Source organism: Enterobacter sp. BIDMC92 (assembly GCF_001030225.1).
GTDB classification, from domain to species: Bacteria; Pseudomonadota; Gammaproteobacteria; order Enterobacterales; family Enterobacteriaceae; genus Enterobacter; species Enterobacter sichuanensis.
In genome coordinates, this window is record NZ_KQ087598.1 from 2,691,937 (window position 1) to 2,711,634 (window position 19,698).

The following is a 19,698-nucleotide window of genomic DNA, read 5'->3' on the forward strand; positions in this document are numbered from 1 at the left end:
TTGCAGGTAAGTTACGGTAAGGGAAGATTATTTCTTGCCTTCAACCCATTTGCCATCGACAAAGAAGGCTGACCATCCGGTCGCTTTACCCTCTTTCTCTGCCGCCACATACTGCTGCTTCGTTTTACGGCTAAAACGTACCACGGTTTTGTTGCCTTCCGGATCCTGCTGAGGCGCATCGGCCAGGTAACGCAGTTTCTCAGGCAGACGATCGCGGAAACGGTGTAACTCTTCCACCAGCGGCGCGCGGGTTTCGCGCGATTTCGGGAACGTGTTGGCTGCAAGGAAAACCCCTGCAGCGCCGTCACGCAGCACGAAATAGGCATCGGATTTCTCACACGGTAACTCTGGCAACGGAACCGGGTCTTCCTTCGGCGGAGCCACTTCACCGTTACGCAGAATTTTGCGCGTGTTTTTACACTCGTCGTTGGTGCACGCCATGTACTTACCGAAACGCCCCATTTTCAGATGCATTTCAGAACCACACTTCTCGCACTCCACAATCGGACCGTCATAGCCTTTAATGCGGAACTCACCCTCTTCGATCTCATAGCCGTCACACGTTGGGTTGTTACCGCAGACGTGCAATTTACGTTTTGGATCGATCAGGTAGCTGTCCATTGCCGTGCCGCATTTTTTGCAGCGGCGTTTGGCACGCAGGGCGTTGGTTTCTGCATCATCACCTTCCAGCACGTTAAGAACTTCATTCTCAGGCACCAGGTTGATGGTGGTTTTGCAGCGCTCTTTTGGCGACAGCGCATAGCCGGAGCAGCCGAGGAATACACCCGTCGTTGCGGTGCGAATCCCCATCTTGCGGCCACAGGTTGGGCAGTCGATGCTGGTCAGGACCATCTGGTTAGGCAGCATGCCGCCCTCTTCAGGATCTTTCTCCGCTTTTTCAAGCTGATCGGTAAAGTCACTGAAGAAGCTATCGAGTACTTTTTTCCACTCTGCCTGATGGCTGGCAACCTGATCGAGGCTGTCTTCCATTTGCGCGGTGAAATCGTAGTTCATCAACTCGCGGAAGTTGGCTTCCAGGCGATCGGTGACGATCTCCCCCATTTTTTCCGCATAGAAACGACGGTTTTCAACGCGTACGTAACCACGGTCCTGAATTGTCGAGATGATGGACGCGTAGGTTGACGGACGGCCAATACCGCGTTTTTCCAGCTCTTTTACCAGCGAGGCTTCGCTAAAGCGCGCAGGTGGTTTGGTGAAGTGCTGAGCCGGGATCAGCTCGACCAGAGAGAGTTCGTCCCCTTTGTTCACCGCAGGCAGCGTCCGGTCTTCATCGCCTTTACGCAGCGCGGGCATCACTTTCGTCCAGCCGTCGAAGCGCAGGATGCGACCGCGCGCCTTGAGACGGAAATCCCCCGCGCCGACGGTCAGCGTGGTGGAATCGTACTGCGCTGGCGTCATCTGACACGCCACGAACTGACGCCAGATCAGCTGATACAGCTTCTGCGCGTCCGCTTCCATATCCTTCAGCGATTCGGCTAACACAGAGACATCAGAAGGACGAATTGCTTCGTGCGCTTCCTGGGAATTCTCTTTGCTGGCGAACTGGTTGGCAGTTTCCGGCAGGTATTTCTTGCCGAAATTGTCACTGATATAGCCACGCACCATGTTAACCGCATCCTGGCTCAGGTTAGTTGAGTCAGTACGCATATAGGTGATGTAACCCGCTTCATACAGGCGCTGGGCCATCATCATGGTTTTCTTCACGCCGTAACCCAGACGGGTACTTGCCGCCTGTTGCAGCGTGGAGGTAATAAACGGCGCCCCAGGCTTACTGCTGGTCGGTTTGTCTTCGCGTTCCAGTACCTGATAGCGAGCCTTTTCCAGCAGCGCCACGGCGGCCATGGTCTGGTCGCGGTTTTCTGGACGGAAAGGCTTGTCGTTCTGATGGCTGACCTGCAGCGGCAGCGCGTCTCCGCCCGGCGTGGTCACGCTGGCGTCCACTTCCCAGAACTCTTCCGGCACGAAGGCTTTAATTTCGCGCTCACGCTCAACGACCAGGCGCACGGCAACAGATTGCACGCGTCCTGCGGACAGGCCACGGGCAATCTTCTTCCACAACAGTGGAGAGACCATATAGCCCACAACGCGGTCCATAAAACGACGCGCCTGCTGGGCGTTGACACGGTCAATATTCAGCTCGCCCGGCTTCTCAAACGCCTGACGAATCGCATTCTTCGTAATTTCGTTAAACACTACACGGCTGTAGCGTTTGTCATCGCCCCCGATCACTTCCCGCAGGTGCCATGCAATGGCCTCCCCTTCGCGGTCAAGGTCGGTTGCGAGATAGATGTGGTCTGCTTTTTCAGCCAGCTGCTTCAGTTCGTTAACGACTTTTTCTTTTCCTGGCAGCACTTCATAGTGTGCATCCCAGTTATGCCATGGGTTAACACCCATGCGGTTGACAAGCGCGCTACGTTCATCCTTTTTAGGCTTTTTAGCCCCTTTGGTGGAGGTAGAGTCTGCGCTCTTTTTGCTGGCTGAGCCACTGGTCGGCAAATCGCGGATATGACCGACGCTGGACTTAACCACGTAGTCATTACCCAGATACTTATTGATCGTTTTGGCTTTTGCCGGGGACTCAACGATGACGAGAGCTTTACCCATATTCACCTTTACCTAATTTAATTCTTCCAGGAATACGCCGCACGTTGATTTCCCTTCCGCTGACGACGAGCCAATGATATTGCGACTGCGTCAGGAGATATCAACCCCTTTGTCTTACCGGGCATCAAAGAAAACACGCCCAGGTGATTGAGTTCTCGGGTATTTTTCTCACATCTCGTGTAATTCGTGACGAATTCCCGGTTGAATGTCAAGCAATTCTGTTGCCAGAATGACGAAAGCGCACACTCTACCTGATAAAATTCGTTACGCAACTTTATTAGCATGCAAAAGCAAATCCTGCCAGCCAGGCCCCCGTACCTTATCCCCTCACAATACAGGGAAAATTTGCCCCCAAAGCGCCCCCGGCGTAGACTATTGTCACTGTTTAAGGAGTGGATTATGCAGAATACGACCCAACCCATTGACCGAGCCTCTCTGCTTATCGAAGCAAACAAGCTTATCCGTGACCATGAAGACACGCTGGCGGGCATTGAAGCCACCGGCGTAGAGCAGCGTAATGGCGTGCTGGTGTTCAGCGGTGAATACTTCCTTGACGAACAGGGGTTACCGACCCCGAAAAGCACCGCCGTGTTTAACATGTTTAAATACCTGGCGCATACGCTTTCAGAGAAATATCACCTGGTCGATTAACGCAAAACGCGAGGCACAGGCCTCGCGTTTTTGTTTACAGCAGCGGTTTCTGCCCGCGTTGTAGCCAGCGGAGCAGCAGGCGGTCCGCACTCTCTGCCGCGCTGTTGGTAAAGCGGTCAAGCAGTCGCTTACGCTGGGTAAAGCGCACCCCAACCAGCTCACGGCCGTCCATCAGGTTGAGCAGCAAATCGTCACTGGTGCCAACGGCATCCACCAGCCCTTTCTCCAGCGCCTGGACGCCGTACCAGTGCTCACCCGTTGCCACCTGTTCGATATCCAGCGTCGGGCGCATACGGTGCACAAAATCTTTAAACAGGTGATGCGTTTCATTGAGATCCTCACGGAATTTTTGACGCCCTTCTTCCGTGTTTTCCCCCAGCAGCGTCAGGGTACGTTTGTACTGACCCGCCGTGTGAAGTTCGATATCAATCTCTTTATTTTTCAGGAAGCGGTTAAAGTTCGGGATTTGCGCGACCACGCCAATCGAGCCAATAATGGCGAACGGCGCGGCAACAATGTTATCCGCCACGCAGGCCATCATATAGCCACCGCTCGCCGCCACTTTATCCACGGCCACGGTCAATGGGATCTGTTTTTCACGCAAACGCTGCAGCTGTGACGCCGCCAGTCCGTAACCGTGAACCACGCCACCCGGGCTTTCAAGACGCACGATAACCTGATCCTGCGGTGTCGCCACGGCCAGCACGGCAGTGACCTCTTCGCGCAAAGACGCGACTTCATGCGCATCCATGCTGCCTTTAAAATCGAGCACGTAAACCCGTGGCGTGACCTTATCCTGCGGTGCATTGAGCTTAGCTTTTGCTTTCGCCGCTTTGGCTTCCTGTTTATGCTTTTTCTTCTGCGCTTTGTGCCACAGTTTCTGTTGATGCGTATCCAGCAGAGCCAGAGACATCTCTTCCTGCATCTCTTGATACTGCTCGCTCAGGCGGGTGATGCGTAACTCCCCACGCTGACGCTTGCGTTGCGTCAGGTTAACAATCAGAACGGCAACCACCGCAATGGCAATCACCACCGTTGCGATTTTGGCCAAAAACAACCCATATTGAGAAAGTAATTCCACGCGTTCCACCTTGATTTAACCACGAATCTTTCACGGCAGTGTACAACAGCCCTGCCCATGCGTCTCGCTCGTGACATTACCTCTGCGAGCCGCCTTCAGGAATCCCCGGTCTGGAGTTTAAATATTTGCAAATTGTTAATTTTACAGTAATGCGTCCTGTAGACTGATTGAATTCTCATGCTAATTCGGGCATAAAGCCGAAAAGTCATAAAAGAAGGCGTCTTTGAGTCACTGTGCGCCGAGGAGTCACCGTGCATTATCAACCGCAAAAAAATCTGCTGCAGAACCGCATCATCCTTGTCACCGGGGCCAGCGATGGGATTGGCCGTGAAGCGGCGCTGACCTACGCTGAGTATGGCGCGAGCGTCATCCTGACCGGCCGTAACGAAGAAAAACTGAAAGGGGTGGCGCAGGAGATTGAAGCCGCAGGTGGCCTTCCTGCCCGCTGGTACACGCTGGATCTGCTCACCTGTACCCCCGCGACATGTCAGGAGCTGGCTCACCGCATCAGCACGCACTACCCGAGACTGGACGGCGTACTGCACAATGCCGGTTTGCTTGGAGAGGTTCGCCCGATGGATGAACAGGATCCCGCGATCTGGCAGGAGGTCATGCAGGTCAACGTCAACGGGACGTTTTTCCTGACCCAGGCACTGCTTCCTTTATTACTCAAATCGGATTCTGGCTCACTGGTGTTCACCTCTTCCAGCGTTGGCCGGGAGGGGCGCGCGAACTGGGGCGCCTATGCCGTATCAAAATTCGCGACCGAAGGCATGATGCAGGTACTGGCGGAGGAGTATCAGAGCCGTCATCTGCGCGTAAACTGCATTAATCCGGGTGGAACGCGCACCAAAATGCGCGCCAGCGCCTTCCCGAGTGAAGATCCGCAGAAGCTGAAAACCCCGGCCGATATCATGCCGCTTTATCTCTGGCTGATGGGTGACGACAGTCGCCGCAAAACCGGGATGACCTTTGACGCCCAGCCGGGCCGTAAGCCGGGAATTTCGCAATGAGTGAAGAACGCCATCAGCAACGCCAGCAGCGGCTGAAAGAACAGGTTGACGCTCGCATCGCGGCCGCGCAGGACGAGCGCGGGATCGTCATCGTTTTTACCGGCAACGGTAAAGGAAAAACCACCGCCGCGTTTGGTACCGCCACCCGTGCGGTCGGACACGGGCAGAAAGTCGGCGTTATCCAGTTTATTAAAGGCGAGTGGCCCAACGGTGAGCGCAACTTGCTTGAGCCTCACGGCGTAGAGTTTCAGGTAATGGCGACCGGGTTTACATGGAACACCCAGAACCGGGAAACCGATACCGCAGCCTGTCTCGCCGTCTGGGAGCACGCAAAAAGAATGCTGACCGATCCCACACTGAATATGGTTCTGCTGGATGAGATCACCTACATGGTCGCCTACGACTATCTGCCGCTGGACGCCGTACTAACTGCCCTCAAGAACCGGCCTGTCCATCAGACGGTCATCATCACGGGGCGCGGCTGTCATCGGGATATTCTGGAGCTGGCCGATACCGTCAGCGAACTGCGTCCGGTAAAGCATGCCTTTGACGCAGGTATCAAAGCGCAAATAGGGATTGATTACTAAAAAAAAGCCCGGTCACTGTGACCGGGCTTCTGTTTTTAACCGTTGTTATTGCGGCTGCCGGCGCGGCGATTACTGTTCACCTGGCTATGACGTTTCACCGCACGACGGATCTGATTCGCCTTCATGCGACGACGATCTTTCTCCACCGCCACCTTCGAGGTGGTTTCTGGCGTCAGGCCGACCAGCTCACGAAGATAGTTCGTTTGCGTCAGATCCAGTTCGGTATACCCCCCACGAGGCAGACCTTTTGGCAGCAGAATATCACCGTAGCGAACGCGGATCAGACGGCTAACCTGGACGCCGACCGCTTCCCAAAGACGACGCACCTCGCGGTTACGGCCTTCGGTCAGGGTTACGTTGTACCACTGGTTAATGCCTTCCCCACCGGTAAATTTGATGGTTTTGAACGCCGCAGGACCGTCTTCCAGCTGAACGCCACGCGACAGATCGCGTAGTTTATTTTCATCAACCTGGCCAAAGACACGCACGGCGTATTCACGTTCCACTTCACGGCTTGGGTGCATCAGACGGTTTGCCAGCTCACCGTCGGTGGTAAACAGCAGCAGACCGCAGGTGTTCACGTCCAGACGACCGACGGCAATCCAGCGAGCGCCACGCAGTTTTGGCAGACGGTCAAACACCGTCGGGCGACCTTCCGGGTCGTTGCGGGTGCACAGCTCGCCTTCCGGCTTATAGTAAGCCAGCACGCGGCAGATCTGCTCAGCGGACTCTTTCACGGAGATAAGATGACCGTCGATACGGATCTTCAGCCCCGGTACGATTTCTACGCGGTCACCCAGCGTGGCGATTTTACCGTCCACACTCACGCGGCCCGCTTCAATAATGGCTTCGATTTCACGGCGCGAGCCGTGGCCGGCACGCGCCAGCACTTTCTGTAACTTCTCGCTCATTGAGCTTCCTCAGGTGTCGCCTTCACAGGCGTCGAATCAGGTCAAAAAAGGGCCGCGCCCTGCTTTGATGGCCGCGTAGTATATCTGCTTATACCATTACAAGAAAGGCTTTACATCGCCCACGCCTTCACGAATCACTTCCGGCGTGTCTTCGGTTAAGTCAACCACGGTGGTTGGCTGTTGTCCGAGATAGCCACCGTGAATAATCAGCTCAACGACCTTCTCCAGACGATCTTTAATCTCTTCCGGATCCGACTCCGTAAACTCACTTCCCGGCAGCATCAGTGAGGTCGAAAGCATCGGCTCGCCGAGGGTTTCCAGCAGCGCCTGCGCTATCGGGTTCGACGGCACGCGCATACCGATGGTTTTACGTTTTTCCTGTAACAGACGACGCGGCACTTCTTTGGTCCCTTTCAGGATGAAGGTGTAATTACCCGGCGTGTTGTTCTTGATCAGGCGAAACGCCACGTTATCGACATAAGCATAGGTCGACAACTCGGAGAGATCGCGGCACATCAGGGTAAAGTTATGGCCGTCCGGCAGTTGGCGAATGCGGCAAATACGCTCCATCGCCCCTTTATCTTCAATTTTGCAGCCCAGCGCATAGCCTGAATCGGTTGGGTAGACAATCACGCCGCCTTTGCGGACGATCTCCACGGCCTGATTAATCAGGCGCGGCTGCGGGTTATCCGGATGGATATAGAAAAACTGACTCATACTTCCCTCTCTTCAATTTGCTGCGGCTGTTCCCAGAGCTGCCAGACCGGCTCAACGCCTGCGGGCAACCAGAGCTTGCGCCCCAGTTCAATCCAGGCGCAGGGCTGGTGGAAATCAGACCCCTGCGACCCAAGCAGGCCGAACTGACGCGCATAGGTCGCGAGCTGCGCACGCTCATTGGGCGCCTGCTGACACTGGGCGACTTCCATCGCTTCCCCACCGCATTCGGCAAAGTGCGCCAGCAGCCTTTTCAGCCATTTAGCAGAAAGATTATACCGCCCCGGATGAGCCAGCACGGCCTTACCGCCAGAATGATGAATCACATCAATAGCTTGTTTTATTGTACACCACTGCGGCGGAACGTATCCGGTTTTCCCCCGTGCAAGATACTTTTTAAAGACATCCGCCATCGTCGTGGCCTTGCCTGCTTCAACCAGAAAACGGGCGAAATGGCCGCGCGTGACCGCCCCGCCGTTCGCCAGTTTCTGCGCGCCTTCCAGCGCGCCCGGAATATGCGCCTTTTCCAGCCGCTCGCCGATCATCTCAGCACGCTGATGACGGCGTGCTTTTTGTTCTTGCAAAAAGGCCCGAAGTGCCGGATGGTCTATATCGATGTTCAGGCCAACTATATGAATTTCGTGGTTTTCCCAGACCGTCGAGATCTCGACGCCTGGCACCAGATTCAGCGCCAGTCCGCTGCGGGCAATCTCGGCGCGCGCCGCCGGGATGGCATCTGTCGTATCGTGATCGGTTATCGCCAGCGTGCCGACGCGCATTTCAACGGCACGATGAACCAGATCTTCGGGTGTCAGCAGGCCATCAGAGGCCTGAGTATGGCTGTGTAAATCATAAATAATCGCGTAGGTGGTATCGCTCAAAGCACTTCCCATAACAGGTTGGAGACATCCGAAACCACCATGATACCGACTTAAAACGAAATTCTGAAATCAAGGGTTGACAACACGCCATCGAACTAGTTAACTAGTACGCAAGTTCACACGAGAAAGGTATCTGAAAATGACAGCACATTTCACTCTGCACGGTTGGTGGCGTACTTCCTGATTATCGGGCAGTGTCACGCGTCTGCGAAATGCAAACAGATACCCAGCCCGCGACTAAGCGGGCTTTTTTTTGAACAGAAAATGAGAACACAATAATGCAAACAGCCAAACCACACCTCGAACTGCTGACCTGCGAGGCGGTCTATCGTCACAACCCTACCGCGCTGTTTCATCAGGTATGCGGTGCCCGTCCGGCAACACTGCTGCTGGAGTCGGCGGATATCGACAGCAAGGACGATCTGAAGAGCCTGCTGCTGGTCGACAGTGCGCTGCGTATTACGGCGTTAGATAGCACCGTGACCATCAAAGCGCTGTCTGAGAACGGTGCGTCATTGCTGCCATTGCTGGATGCCACTCTGCCTGCCGGCATTGAAAATGAACGTCATCCGGAAATGCGTATTTTGCACTTCCCGCCAGTCAGCCAGCTGCTGGATGAAGACGCGCGCCTCTGCTCCCTGTCCGTCTTTGATGCTTTCCGCCTGCTGCAGAATCTGGTCACTGTACCGGAAGATGAACGCGAGGCGATGTTCTTCGGTGGACTGTTTGCTTACGACCTGGTCGCCGGTTTTGAAGATTTGCCAGAAACCGAACAGGGTAACCGCTGCCCGGATTACTGCTTCTATCTGGCTGAAACCTTGCTGGTGATCGACCATCAGAAAAAATATACCCGCATTCAGGCAAGCCTGTTCACGCCGTCTTCCTCAGAGAAGCAGCGTCTCGAACACCGCATCATGCAGCTGCAGCAGCAGATGACCGAAGCGCCGCCTGCGCTGCCGGTGCAGCGCGTGGAAAAAATGACCTGTGATGTTAACCAGACCGACGATCAGTACGGTGCCGTGGTTCGCCAGATGCAAAAAGCGATTCGCGCCGGGGAAATTTTCCAGGTGGTGCCTTCCCGTCGCTTCTCTCTGCCCTGCCCGTCGCCGCTGGCGGCCTATGATGTGCTGAAAAAGAGCAACCCAAGCCCGTACATGTTCTTTATGCAGGATAACGATTTCACCCTGTTTGGCGCGTCGCCGGAAAGCTCGCTGAAGTACGACGCCACCAGCCGCCAGATTGAAATCTACCCGATCGCCGGTACCCGTCCACGCGGACGTCGCGCAGACGGTTCACTGGATCGCGATCTCGACAGCCGCATCGAACTGGAAATGCGAACCGACCACAAAGAGCTCTCCGAGCACCTGATGCTGGTTGACCTGGCGCGTAACGATCTGGCCCGCATTTGCACCCCTGGCAGCCGTTACGTGGCGGACCTGACCAAAGTTGACCGTTACTCCTTCGTCATGCATCTGGTCTCCCGCGTGGTCGGTGAGTTACGCCATGACCTCGACGTGCTGCATGCCTATCGCGCCTGCATGAACATGGGCACCCTGAGCGGTGCGCCGAAAGTGCGCGCCATGCAGCTGATTGCCGCCGCCGAAGGACGTCGTCGCGGCAGCTATGGCGGCGCGGTGGGCTATTTCACCGCCCATGGCGATCTGGATACCTGCATCGTTATCCGCTCCGCTTACGTCGAAGACGGTATCGCCACCGTACAGGCGGGTGCCGGGATTGTTCTTGATTCTGTTCCGCAGTCTGAAGCTGACGAAACACGCAGTAAAGCGCGTGCGGTCCTTCGCGCCATTGCTACCGCACATCATGCACAGGAGATTTTCTGATGGCTGACATTCTGCTGCTCGATAACATCGACTCATTTACCTATAACCTGGCAGACCAGCTGCGAGCGAATGGACATAACGTTGTTATCTATCGTAACCACGTCCCGGCACAGACCCTGATTGACCGTCTGGCTACCATGCAAAACCCGGTGCTGATGCTCTCCCCGGGCCCTGGCGCACCGAGTGAAGCGGGCTGTATGCCGGAGCTGCTAACCCGCATGCGCGGCAAGCTGCCGATTATCGGCATCTGCCTCGGTCATCAGGCGATTGTGGAAGCCTATGGCGGCTACGTCGGCCAGGCGGGTGAAATCCTGCACGGTAAAGCGTCCAGCATCGAACATGACGGCCAGGCAATGTTTGCCGGGTTGCCGAACCCGCTCCCGGTGGCACGCTACCACTCGCTGGTCGGAAGCAACATTCCTGCCGGGCTGACCATTAACGCCTCGTTTGAAGGGATGGTGATGGCGGTGCGTCACGATGCCGACCGCGTCTGTGGTATGCAGTTCCATCCGGAATCGATCCTGACCTCACACGGTGCCCGTCTGCTGGAACAGACCCTGGACTGGGCGTTGCAGAAACTGGAGCAGACCAACACCCTGCAACCGATTCTGGAAAAACTGTACCAGGCACAAACCCTGAGCCAGCAGGAGAGCCATCAGCTCTTCTCTGCCGTGGTTCGCGGTGAGCTGAAGCCTGAACAGCTGGCGGCTGCGCTGGTGAGCATGAAAGTGCGTGGCGAAAGCCCGCAGGAGATCGCGGGCGCCGCCACGGCCCTGCTGGAAAATGCCGCCCCGTTCCCGCGCCCCGACTATCCGTTTGCGGATATCGTCGGTACCGGGGGTGATGGCAGCAACAGTATCAATATCTCCACCGCCAGCGCCTTTGTGGCGGCGGCGTGTGGTTTAAAAGTGGCGAAACACGGTAACCGCAGCGTTTCCAGCCGCTCCGGATCGTCGGATTTGCTCGCGGCATTCGGCATTAATCTCGATATGAACGCCGAACGTTCCCGTGAATCGCTGGATGACCTGGGCGTTTGCTTCCTGTTTGCGCCGAAATACCACACCGGTTTCCGCCACGCGATGCCGGTTCGTCAGCAGCTCAAAACCCGCACGCTGTTTAACGTGCTCGGTCCACTGATCAACCCGGCGCACCCGCCACTGGCGCTGATTGGCGTCTACAGCCCGGAGCTGGTTCTGCCGATTGCTGAGACGCTGCGCGTGCTCGGTTATCAACGGGCTGCCGTAGTACACAGCGGCGGGATGGATGAAGTGTCGCTGCATGCCCCTACGCTGGTGGCCGAACTGCGTGACGGCGAAATCCTGAGCTACCAGCTGGAAGCCGCAGACTTTGGTTTAACCCCGTATCACCAGGAGGCGCTGGCAGGCGGTACGCCGGAAGAAAACCGTGACATTCTGACGCGCTTATTACAAGGTAAGGGAGAGGTCGCCCATGAGGCCGCCGTTGCTGCCAACGTCGCCATGCTGATGCGTTTGCACGGCGAGGAAGACCTGAAGGCCAACGTTCAAAAAGTTCTGGATGTACTGCGCTCCGGTGCAGCTTACGATCGCGTTACCGCACTTGCGGCAAGAGGGTAAAGAATGCAGACCGTTTTAGCGAAAATCGTTGCCGATAAGGCCATCTGGGTGGAAGCCCGCAAGCAACAGCAGCCGCTTGCCAGTTTTCAGAATGACGTCGTTCCGAGCAGCCGTCGTTTCTATGACGCCCTGCAGGGTGCGCGCACCGCATTTATTCTTGAGTGCAAAAAAGCGTCCCCGTCTAAAGGCGTTATCCGTGACGATTTCGACCCGGCACGTATTGCCGGTATTTATAAGCATCATGCGTCCGCTATCTCCGTGCTGACGGATGAGAAATATTTCCAGGGAAGCTTCGATTTTCTGCCGATCGTCAGCGGCATCGCGCCGCAGCCGATCCTGTGCAAAGACTTTATTATTGACCCGTATCAGATCTGGCTGGCGCGTTTCTATCAGGCGGATGCCTGCCTGCTGATGCTCTCGGTTCTGGATGACGAACAGTATCGCCAGCTTGCTGCCGTGGCCCACAGCCTGAACATGGGCGTGCTGACCGAAGTAAGCAACGAAGAGGAGCTGGAACGCGCCATCGCGCTCGGGGCCAAAGTGGTCGGGATTAACAACCGCGACCTGCGCGATCTGTCCATCGACCTCAACCGCACGCGCCAGCTGGCGCCGCGTCTGGGTTCCGGCGTAACCGTTATCAGCGAGTCTGGCATTAACAGCTACGCTCAGGTGCGCGAGCTGAGCCACTTTGCCAACGGTTTTCTGATTGGCTCCGCCCTGATGGCGCATGACGATCTCAATGCGGCAGTGCGTCGCGTGCTGCTCGGTGAAAACAAAGTGTGCGGCTTAACCCGCGAGCAGGACGCCCAGGCCGCCTATGAAGCGGGCGTCATTTATGGTGGACTGATTTTTGTGGAGACCTCCCCGCGCGCGATAAGCGAAGAGCAGGCGCGTAAGGTGATAGCCGCGGCTCCACTCAGCTATGTCGGCGTCTTCCGTAATGCGGACATCGCCGAGGTTGCGGCGAAAACCGACGCGTTATCGCTGAGCGCGGTACAGCTCCACGGTGATGAGGATCAGGCGTATATCAATGACCTGCGCGCCGCGCTGGCACCGCAGGTGCAAATCTGGAAAGCACAACGCGTCGATAAGACGTTACCCGCGCGAAACCTGAGCCATGTGGACAAATACGTCCTCGACAACGGCCAGGGCGGCACGGGCCAGCGATTTGACTGGTCACTGCTGAACGGTGAAAAGCTGGACAACGTCCTGCTGGCGGGAGGTTTAAGCCCGGATAACTGCGTGGAAGCCGCCAAAATGGGCTGTGCGGGCCTCGATTTCAATTCAGGCGTAGAGTCCCAGCCCGGCATAAAAGATGCCAGCAAACTGGCCTCCGTATTTAAAACTCTGCGTGCATATTAAGGAAGAGAAGATGACGACATTACTTAACCCGTATTTTGGTGAGTTTGGTGGGATGTACGTCCCGCAAATCCTGATGCCCGCACTGCGCCAGCTGGAAGAAGCCTTTGTCAGCGCGCAGAAAGATCCAGCGTTTCAGGCTGAATTTACCGATCTGCTGAAAAACTATGCAGGCCGTCCAACGGCGCTGACCAAATGCCGCAACCTGACCGAAGGCACCAAAACCACGCTGTATCTCAAGCGTGAAGACCTGCTGCACGGCGGCGCCCATAAAACCAACCAGGTGCTGGGTCAGGCGCTGCTCGCGAAGCGGATGGGCAAAACCGAAATCATCGCAGAAACCGGCGCAGGCCAGCATGGCGTAGCCTCTGCGCTCGCCAGTGCCCTGCTCGGCCTGAAATGCCGCATCTACATGGGTGCGAAAGACGTTGAGCGTCAATCGCCGAACGTTTTCCGTATGCGTTTGATGGGTGCTGAAGTGATCCCGGTGCACAGCGGCTCCGCCACGCTGAAAGATGCCTGTAACGAAGCGCTGCGCGACTGGTCTGGCAGTTATGAGACCGCACACTACATGCTGGGTACCGCTGCGGGTCCGCATCCGTTCCCGACGATTGTCCGCGAATTCCAGCGCATGATCGGCGAAGAGACCAAAGCGCAGATCCTCGAAAAAGAGGGTCGCCTGCCGGATGCCGTTATCGCCTGTGTGGGTGGCGGCTCTAATGCTATCGGCATGTTCGCTGATTTTATCGACGAAACGAACGTCGGCCTGATTGGCGTGGAGCCTGCTGGCCACGGCATCGAAACCGGCGAGCACGGAGCGCCGCTGAAGCATGGCCGCGTGGGCATCTACTTCGGCATGAAAGCGCCGATGATGCAGACCGATGAAGGCCAGATTGAAGAGTCGTACTCCATTTCTGCCGGTCTGGACTTCCCGTCCGTCGGGCCCCAGCATGCATTCCTGAACAGCACCGGTCGTGCGGATTACGTTTCCATTACCGATGACGAAGCCCTTGAAGCGTTCAAAACGCTGTGTCGCAGCGAAGGGATCATCCCGGCGCTGGAGTCTTCGCATGCCCTCGCGCACGCGCTGAAAATGATGAAAGAAAACCCGGAAAAAGAGCAACTGCTGGTGGTAAACCTTTCCGGTCGCGGTGACAAAGATATCTTCACCGTTCACGATATTCTGAAAGCACGAGGGGAAATCTGATGGAACGCTACGATAACGTATTTGCAGAGCTGAAATCCCGCCAGGAAGGCGCGTTCGTTCCCTTCGTCACCCTGGGCGATCCGGGCCCTGAGCAGTCGCTGAAGATTATCGACGCCCTGATTGAAGCTGGTGCCGATGCGCTGGAGCTGGGGATCCCGTTCTCTGACCCGCTGGCGGATGGCCCGACCATTCAGAACGCGACGCTGCGAGCGTTTGCCGCAGGCGTGACGCCAACCCAGTGCTTCGAGATGCTGGCGGCGATCCGCCAGAAGCACCCGAGCATTCCGATTGGTCTGCTGATGTACGCCAACCTGGTATTCAACCGCGGAATCGACGAATTTTATGCCGAGTGCGCGCGGGTGGGCGTCGACTCGGTGCTGGTAGCCGACGTGCCGGTTGAAGAGTCCGCGCCGTTCCGCCAGGCGGCGATGCGCCATAATGTGGCCCCGATTTTCATCTGCCCGCCAAATGCGGATGACGCACTGCTGCGCCAGATTGCCTCCTACGGACGCGGTTATACCTACCTGCTCTCCCGCGCAGGTGTGACCGGTGCGGAGAACAAAGCGGCGCTGCCTCTGCATCATCTGGTGGAAAAGCTGGCTGAATATCACGCCGCACCACCGCTGCAGGGCTTCGGGATTTCATCTCCGGATCAGGTCACCGCGGCGATTGGCGCGAAGGCGGCAGGTGCCATTTCCGGCTCCGCGATTGTGAAGATCATCGAGAAGAACGTGGACAAGCCAGAGCAGATGCTGGCCGAGCTGAAAACGTTCGTCAGCGACATGAAGGCCGCGACGCGTAAATCCTGAACCTTCCACCGTCTGGCATCCCTGCCAGACGGTTACCCTTCCTTTCCCGCTATCTACAAAGAATTACGTCAAAATTGATCCTTTCGATATTTTCGGTGTGAATGGCTTTTCAAACGGTCATGTAAGCGTATGATCTGGACTCTTTTTTATCTTTAATCCTTCTGAGTTCAGAGGCTTATTCATGTCATGGCAATCCTTTAAACAGACTTACCTGGTTAAGTTCTGGTCACCTGTTCCAGCCGTTATCGCAGCTGGCATTCTCTCTACTTATTATTTCGGCATCACCGGTACCTTCTGGGCCGTGACCGGCGAGTTTACCCGCTGGGGTGGGCAACTGCTGCAACTCGCGGGCGTGCATACCGAAGCGTGGGGTTACTTCAAACTCATCCATCTCGACGGCACGCCGCTAACCCGCATTGACGGGATGATGATCATTGGCATGTTCGGGGGCTGTTTTGCCGCCGCGCTGTGGGCAAACAACGTAAAGCTCAGGCTGCCTAAAAGCCGGATCCGTATTTTGCAGGCAATTGTCGGCGGCATGATTGCCGGATTCGGCGCGCGCCTGGCGATGGGCTGCAACCTTGCCGCCTTCTTTACCGGGATCCCACAGTTTTCGCTCCATGCCTGGTTCTTTGCTGTTGCTACAGCGATCGGCTCTTACTTTGGCGCAAAATTCACTCTTCTTCCGCTGTTCCGTATTCCCGTCAAAATGGTGAAAGTGAGCGCCGCGTCGCCGCTTACGCAAAAGCCCTCGCAGGCGCGTCGCCGTTTCCGCCTCGGAATGCTGGTCTTTTTCGCGATGGTGGCATGGGCGCTCTGCACGGCCCTGAACCAGCCCAAACTCGGTCTGGCGATGCTGTTCGGTGTGGGTTTTGGTCTGCTGATTGAACGCGCGCAGATCTGCTTTACCTCCGCGTTTCGCGATATGTGGATCACCGGGCGCACGATGATGGCAAAAGCGATAATCGCCGGGATGGCGGTCAGCGCCATCGGCATCTTCAGCTATGTGCAGTTAGGCGTCGAACCCAAAATCATGTGGGCCGGTCCTAACGCGGTGATTGGCGGCCTGCTGTTTGGCTTCGGGATTGTGCTGGCTGGCGGGTGTGAAACCGGCTGGATGTACCGCGCCGTTGAAGGTCAGGTGCATTACTGGTGGGTGGGGCTGGGAAATGTTATCGGCTCGACGCTCCTGGCGTACTTCTGGGACGACCTGTCCCCGGCGCTCGCCACCAACTGGGACAAGGTCAACCTGCTGAACACCTTCGGCCCTCTCGGCGGCCTGCTGGTCACCTATGCCCTGCTGCTGGTCGCGTTTTTACTGGTTATCGCGCAGGAGAAACGTTTCTTCCGCCGTGGGAGTGTCAAAACAGAAACGCAGGAGAACGCTGCATGAAACAGATTGTGCCTGATTACCGTCTTGATATGGTCGGTGAACCCTGCCCTTATCCGGCGGTTGCTACGCTTGAAGCGTTACCGCAGCTTAAGAAAGGCGAAATTCTGGAGGTGGTCAGCGACTGCCCGCAGTCCATCAACAATATACCGCTGGATGCCAAAAACCATGGGTACACGGTGCTGGATATCCAGCAGGATGGCCCGACCATTCGCTATTTGATTCAAAAGTAAGAAAGGATATGCGCCCCGCCGGGGGCGCATTGAACAGAAGCGACTAGAAGCGATAACCCGCAGAGAACATAAATACCCACGGATCCAGACGCGTGCTGATGCTTTGCTGCTGACCGCCCGCTTTGAAACGTACATCGGTATCGATATCCATATACCAGACGGAGGCGTTAATTAACCAGTCGCGGTTAATCAGATAATCCAGCCCGACCTGTCCCGCCATCCCCCACGAATCTTTCAGGCTGAGGTCAGTCAGACCGGCGTCTTTTCCTGTATCGTTAAATTTCTCATCAAAGAACGTGGTGTAGTTCACACCCGCACCAATATACGGACGCACCTTGCTGCTGGCATCACCAAAGTACCACTGCGCCATCAGCGTTGGCGGCAGATGGTGCACCGTGGCGATATCACCGGTTGGCCCAAGGCCCACGCGATGACGGAAAGGCGTTGCGGCAAGAAGCTCAACACCAATGTTATCCGTCGCCATATAGGTAAAGGTTAACCCCAGCTGGGTGTTATTACTGACGTTAAAACCGCCCATCCCCAGCACGTTATCCGAACCTTCGGTTGGACGAACCGTGGCCGAACCGGCACGAATAAAGAATTCGCCTGCTTCATGCGCGTACGCGCCACCAGAGAGACTGCTTAATACAAGGGCTGCCACCGCTAATTTTTTCATATCCGCTCCATCGTTGTGGTTTTAATCGCGGATGAGAATATACTCACAAAAGAGTAATAAGTGATCTGCCCCAGATCACATTAAAACCAGTAACTTAACATTCATTGATCTGGATTAATTTTTTGTTACGCACTAAAAACCGATAAGTTGTTTCCATGTCAATTTTTGGCATTTCACGGTTACAAAATTTTCTCTTTTCCCCCTCTTGCTCTTCCTCTGGCGGCTGGATAATTTAGCGCTCTCACAAATTGATTTGATGCGTTCTTCTTTTGCAGGTGTGCCATGAGTGATATCAACCCGTGCATGACGTGCGGAGCCTGTTGTGCGTATTTTCGAGTCTCTTTCTACTGGGCCGAAGCCAGCGATGGCGGCGGTACCGTTCCGGTTCATCTCACTGAGCCGTTAACCCCCTTTCTGCGCTGCATGAGCGGCACCAATCAAAAGCAGGCACGCTGTGTGGCGCTGGAGGGTGAACCTGGGGTCTCGACCCGATGTTCCATCTATGAAAATCGCCCCAGCCCGTGCCGCGAGTTTGCGATGTCGGGTGAAGAGGGTCAGGTTAACGAAGCCTGTAATCGCGCCCGGGCGCGCGTTGGATTACCGCCGCTTTACAAAGATATGCTTTTCCATACAAGCCTTGATGCTGCCACAGCAGGCGCATCCGGTGTACAATTGCCGGCTAATTAACACCTGCAATACTCAAGGAGAGTGCATGTCTATCACGGCGAAGTCTGTCTACCGTGACACGGGAAACTTTTTCCGCAATCAGTTCATAACCTTTTTACTGATCGCGTTGTTATGCGCCTTTATCACGGTGGTGCTGGGTCATGCGTTCTCACCGAGTGACGAACAGATTGCCAGCCTGAGCCAGGGCGACCATCTGGCGGGAAGCGTAGGCTTGTTTGAACTGGTGCAAAACATGACGCCGGAGCAGCAACAAATTCTGCTGCGCGCGTCTGCCGCATCCACGTTCTCCGGACTGATTGGTAACGCCATTCTGGCCGGCGGCGTGTTGCTATTGATTCAGCTGGTGTCGGCGGGTCATCGGGTTAGCGCCTTACGGGCGATTGGTGCCAGCGCCCCGGTCTTACCTAAACTGTTTATCCTGATCTTTTTAACCACCCTGCTGGTGCAAATGGGGATCATGCTGGTGGTGGTGCCGGGTGTGTTACTGGCTATCGTGCTCTCCTTTGCGCCTGTGATGATTGTGCAGGATAAAATGGGTATTTTTACCGCGATGCGCAGCAGCATCCGTCTCGCATGGGCTAATATGCGTCTGGTAGCGCCTGCCGTAGTCGGCTGGCTGCTGGCCAAAACGCTCCTGTTACTGTTTGCACCGAATTTTGCGGTATTAACGCCAAATGTGGGTGCGGTAGTGGCGAATACGCTGAGCAATTTGATTTCAGCGGTACTGCTGGTCTACCTGTTCCGCCTGTATATGTTAATTCGCCAGTAACCCTGAGGCGGGGGGCATCCAGGCCTCCCGCCCCGCTCAGAAAATGGAATCACAGAATGAAGCAGTTTCTTGATTTTTTACCGCTCGTGGTCTTTTTTGCTTTTTATAAGCTGTACGACATTTATGCCGCGACCACTGCGCTGATCGTTGCGACCGCTGTTGTTCTGATTTACAGCTGGGTTCGCTATCGTAAAGTCGAAAAAATGGCGCTGGTCACGTTTGTGCTGGTCGCCGTATTCGGCGGGCTTACGCTGTTCTTCCACAATGATGAATTTATTAAGTGGAAAGTGACTGTGATTTACGCGCTGTTTGCAGGCGCACTGTTAATCAGCCAGTGGGTAATGAAAAAGCCGCTGATCCAGCGCATGCTGGGCAAAGAGCTGACGTTGCCTCAGGAAGTCTGGTCGCGTCTGAATTTTGCCTGGGCGGTGTTCTTTATTCTCTGCGGTCTCGCCAATATCTATATCGCTTTCTGGCTGCCGCAGAATATTTGGGTCAACTTTAAGGTCTTCGGCCTGACCGCCCTGACGCTTATCTTCACGCTGCTAAGCGGCGTATATATCTATCGCCATATGCCCCAGGACGACAAGCACTGATTAATGACTGACCAGAGCGTCTGCAACAGGCGTTCTGGTCTATTCTCACCGCTGTGAAATCATAGTAGCATCC

Annotated in this window: 20 protein-coding genes and 1 other annotated feature; of the genes, 14 read left to right on the plus strand and 6 right to left on the minus strand. The window is 55.7% G+C overall.

The features are described from left to right. Positions 1-27 precede the first annotated feature (27 nt). Positions 28-2,625, minus strand: coding sequence for a type I DNA topoisomerase (topA, locus tag SP99_RS12610; protein ID WP_025756584.1), 2,598 nt, complete (start codon positions 2,623-2,625; stop codon positions 28-30). Between the two features lie 399 nt (positions 2,626-3,024). Here topA and SP99_RS12615 point away from each other — a divergent pair, with 399 nt between their 5' ends. After that, positions 3,025-3,276, plus strand: a complete 252-nt coding sequence (locus SP99_RS12615; protein WP_003856804.1) for a YciN family protein — start codon at positions 3,025-3,027, stop codon at positions 3,274-3,276. Positions 3,277-3,310: 34 nt separating this feature from the next. On the opposite strand, the gene sohB is transcribed toward SP99_RS12615, so the two are convergent. Beyond that, positions 3,311-4,357 carry a protease SohB gene (gene sohB, locus SP99_RS12620; RefSeq protein ID WP_047958824.1) on the minus strand — a complete coding sequence of 349 codons (1,047 nt, stop codon included), beginning with the start codon at positions 4,355-4,357 and terminating at the stop codon, positions 3,311-3,313. Positions 4,358-4,608: 251 nt separating this feature from the next. Here sohB and SP99_RS12625 point away from each other — a divergent pair, with 251 nt between their 5' ends. After that, a complete protein-coding gene (locus SP99_RS12625; RefSeq protein WP_045285942.1) occupies positions 4,609-5,370 on the plus strand; it encodes a YciK family oxidoreductase in 762 nt (253 codons plus the stop codon). Beyond that, positions 5,367-5,957, plus strand: a complete 591-nt coding sequence (cobO, locus tag SP99_RS12630; RefSeq protein WP_047958825.1) for a cob(I)yrinic acid a,c-diamide adenosyltransferase — start codon at positions 5,367-5,369, stop codon at positions 5,955-5,957. The genes SP99_RS12625 and cobO overlap by 4 nt, the downstream gene beginning before the upstream one ends. A 35-nt stretch (positions 5,958-5,992) precedes the next feature. Here cobO and rluB read toward each other — a convergent pair whose 3' ends face one another. The 3 genes from rluB to rnm all read right to left on the minus strand — a co-directional run bounded on the left by rluB (position 5,993) and on the right by rnm (position 8,475). Further along, positions 5,993-6,868, minus strand: coding sequence for a 23S rRNA pseudouridine(2605) synthase RluB (rluB, locus tag SP99_RS12635; RefSeq protein ID WP_025756579.1), 876 nt, complete (start codon positions 6,866-6,868; stop codon positions 5,993-5,995). Positions 6,869-6,964: 96 nt separating this feature from the next. Next, positions 6,965-7,585 (minus strand): L-threonylcarbamoyladenylate synthase, encoded by a 621-nt coding sequence (locus tag SP99_RS12640; protein ID WP_025756578.1) that lies wholly within the window; start codon positions 7,583-7,585, stop codon positions 6,965-6,967. Beyond that, positions 7,582-8,475 carry an RNase RNM gene (rnm, locus tag SP99_RS12645; RefSeq protein WP_071994025.1) on the minus strand — a complete coding sequence of 298 codons (894 nt, stop codon included), beginning with the start codon at positions 8,473-8,475 and terminating at the stop codon, positions 7,582-7,584. The genes SP99_RS12640 and rnm overlap by 4 nt, the downstream gene beginning before the upstream one ends. Positions 8,476-8,602: 127 nt before the next feature. Here rnm and trpL point away from each other — a divergent pair, with 127 nt between their 5' ends. The 8 genes from trpL (at position 8,603) to yedF (ending at position 16,897) form a co-directional block, all read left to right on the plus strand. Beyond that, on the plus strand, positions 8,603-8,647 hold the full coding sequence (gene trpL, locus SP99_RS25350; protein ID WP_106993556.1) for a trp operon leader peptide: 45 nt from the start codon (positions 8,603-8,605) through the stop codon (positions 8,645-8,647). Continuing rightward, positions 8,624-8,718: a sequence feature (Trp leader region), on the plus strand. Its footprint overlaps the gene before it by 24 nt. A 23-nt stretch (positions 8,719-8,741) precedes the next feature. After that, entirely contained in the window at positions 8,742-10,304 is a 1,563-nt protein-coding gene (locus SP99_RS12650) for an anthranilate synthase component 1 (protein WP_047958826.1), read from the plus strand. Further along, on the plus strand, positions 10,304-11,899 hold the full coding sequence (gene trpD, locus SP99_RS12655; RefSeq protein WP_047958827.1) for a bifunctional anthranilate synthase glutamate amidotransferase component TrpG/anthranilate phosphoribosyltransferase TrpD: 1,596 nt from the start codon (positions 10,304-10,306) through the stop codon (positions 11,897-11,899). The genes SP99_RS12650 and trpD overlap by 1 nt, the downstream gene beginning before the upstream one ends. A gap of 3 nt (positions 11,900-11,902) precedes the next feature. Next, the gene (trpCF, locus tag SP99_RS12660) at positions 11,903-13,261 is read left to right on the plus strand and encodes a bifunctional indole-3-glycerol-phosphate synthase TrpC/phosphoribosylanthranilate isomerase TrpF (RefSeq protein ID WP_047958828.1); all 1,359 of its coding nucleotides are present in this window, start codon (positions 11,903-11,905) and stop codon (positions 13,259-13,261) included. 10 nt (positions 13,262-13,271) lie between these two features. After that, a complete protein-coding gene (gene trpB / locus SP99_RS12665) occupies positions 13,272-14,465 on the plus strand; it encodes a tryptophan synthase subunit beta (RefSeq protein WP_047958829.1) in 1,194 nt (397 codons plus the stop codon). Then, the gene (gene trpA, locus SP99_RS12670; RefSeq protein ID WP_047958830.1) at positions 14,465-15,274 is read left to right on the plus strand and encodes a tryptophan synthase subunit alpha; all 810 of its coding nucleotides are present in this window, start codon (positions 14,465-14,467) and stop codon (positions 15,272-15,274) included. Before trpB ends, trpA begins: the two co-directional genes overlap by 1 nt. Before the next feature lie 181 nt (positions 15,275-15,455). Continuing rightward, complete coding sequence (gene yedE, locus SP99_RS12675; protein WP_045285934.1) at positions 15,456-16,667, plus strand: selenium metabolism membrane protein YedE/FdhT; 1,212 nt, start codon at positions 15,456-15,458, stop codon at positions 16,665-16,667. Continuing rightward, positions 16,664-16,897, plus strand: a complete 234-nt coding sequence (yedF, locus tag SP99_RS12680; protein ID WP_025756570.1) for a sulfurtransferase-like selenium metabolism protein YedF — start codon at positions 16,664-16,666, stop codon at positions 16,895-16,897. The genes yedE and yedF overlap by 4 nt, the downstream gene beginning before the upstream one ends. Before the next feature lie 43 nt (positions 16,898-16,940). Here yedF and ompW read toward each other — a convergent pair whose 3' ends face one another. Then, entirely contained in the window at positions 16,941-17,573 is a 633-nt protein-coding gene (ompW, locus tag SP99_RS12685) for an outer membrane protein OmpW (protein ID WP_047958831.1), read from the minus strand. Positions 17,574-17,855: 282 nt separating this feature from the next. Here ompW and SP99_RS12690 point away from each other — a divergent pair, with 282 nt between their 5' ends. The 3 genes from SP99_RS12690 to SP99_RS12700 are packed head-to-tail and all read left to right on the plus strand — an operon-like array spanning position 17,856 to position 19,625. Next, positions 17,856-18,260 carry a YkgJ family cysteine cluster protein gene (locus tag SP99_RS12690; RefSeq protein WP_047958832.1) on the plus strand — a complete coding sequence of 135 codons (405 nt, stop codon included), beginning with the start codon at positions 17,856-17,858 and terminating at the stop codon, positions 18,258-18,260. Between the two features lie 25 nt (positions 18,261-18,285). Continuing rightward, on the plus strand, positions 18,286-19,029 hold the full coding sequence (locus SP99_RS12695; RefSeq protein WP_025756567.1) for a YciC family protein: 744 nt from the start codon (positions 18,286-18,288) through the stop codon (positions 19,027-19,029). 56 nt (positions 19,030-19,085) lie between these two features. Then, entirely contained in the window at positions 19,086-19,625 is a 540-nt protein-coding gene (locus tag SP99_RS12700) for a septation protein A (RefSeq protein ID WP_047958833.1), read from the plus strand. Positions 19,626-19,698: the final 73 nt, after the last annotated feature.

Excerpts from the sequence above, each read along its gene's own strand:
- topA (WP_025756584.1), bottom strand. The coding sequence starts at position 2,625 with ATGGGTAAAGCTCTCGTCATCGTTGAGTCCCCGGCAAAAGCCAAAACG.
- SP99_RS12615 (WP_003856804.1), top strand. The coding sequence starts at position 3,025 with ATGCAGAATACGACCCAACCCATTGACCGAGCCTCTCTGCTTATCGAA.
- cobO (WP_047958825.1), top strand. The coding sequence starts at position 5,367 with ATGAGTGAAGAACGCCATCAGCAACGCCAGCAGCGGCTGAAAGAACAG.
- rluB (WP_025756579.1), bottom strand. The coding sequence starts at position 6,868 with ATGAGCGAGAAGTTACAGAAAGTGCTGGCGCGTGCCGGCCACGGCTCG.
- SP99_RS12640 (WP_025756578.1), bottom strand. The coding sequence starts at position 7,585 with ATGAGTCAGTTTTTCTATATCCATCCGGATAACCCGCAGCCGCGCCTG.
- rnm (WP_071994025.1), bottom strand. The coding sequence starts at position 8,475 with ATGGGAAGTGCTTTGAGCGATACCACCTACGCGATTATTTATGATTTA.
- SP99_RS12650 (WP_047958826.1), top strand. The coding sequence starts at position 8,742 with ATGCAAACAGCCAAACCACACCTCGAACTGCTGACCTGCGAGGCGGTC.
- trpD (WP_047958827.1), top strand. The coding sequence starts at position 10,304 with ATGGCTGACATTCTGCTGCTCGATAACATCGACTCATTTACCTATAAC.
- trpCF (WP_047958828.1), top strand. The coding sequence starts at position 11,903 with ATGCAGACCGTTTTAGCGAAAATCGTTGCCGATAAGGCCATCTGGGTG.
- trpB (WP_047958829.1), top strand. The coding sequence starts at position 13,272 with ATGACGACATTACTTAACCCGTATTTTGGTGAGTTTGGTGGGATGTAC.
- trpA (WP_047958830.1), top strand. The coding sequence starts at position 14,465 with ATGGAACGCTACGATAACGTATTTGCAGAGCTGAAATCCCGCCAGGAA.
- yedE (WP_045285934.1), top strand. The coding sequence starts at position 15,456 with ATGTCATGGCAATCCTTTAAACAGACTTACCTGGTTAAGTTCTGGTCA.
- yedF (WP_025756570.1), top strand. The coding sequence starts at position 16,664 with ATGAAACAGATTGTGCCTGATTACCGTCTTGATATGGTCGGTGAACCC.
- ompW (WP_047958831.1), bottom strand. The coding sequence starts at position 17,573 with ATGAAAAAATTAGCGGTGGCAGCCCTTGTATTAAGCAGTCTCTCTGGT.
- SP99_RS12690 (WP_047958832.1), top strand. The coding sequence starts at position 17,856 with ATGAGTGATATCAACCCGTGCATGACGTGCGGAGCCTGTTGTGCGTAT.
- SP99_RS12695 (WP_025756567.1), top strand. The coding sequence starts at position 18,286 with ATGTCTATCACGGCGAAGTCTGTCTACCGTGACACGGGAAACTTTTTC.
- SP99_RS12700 (WP_047958833.1), top strand. The coding sequence starts at position 19,086 with ATGAAGCAGTTTCTTGATTTTTTACCGCTCGTGGTCTTTTTTGCTTTT.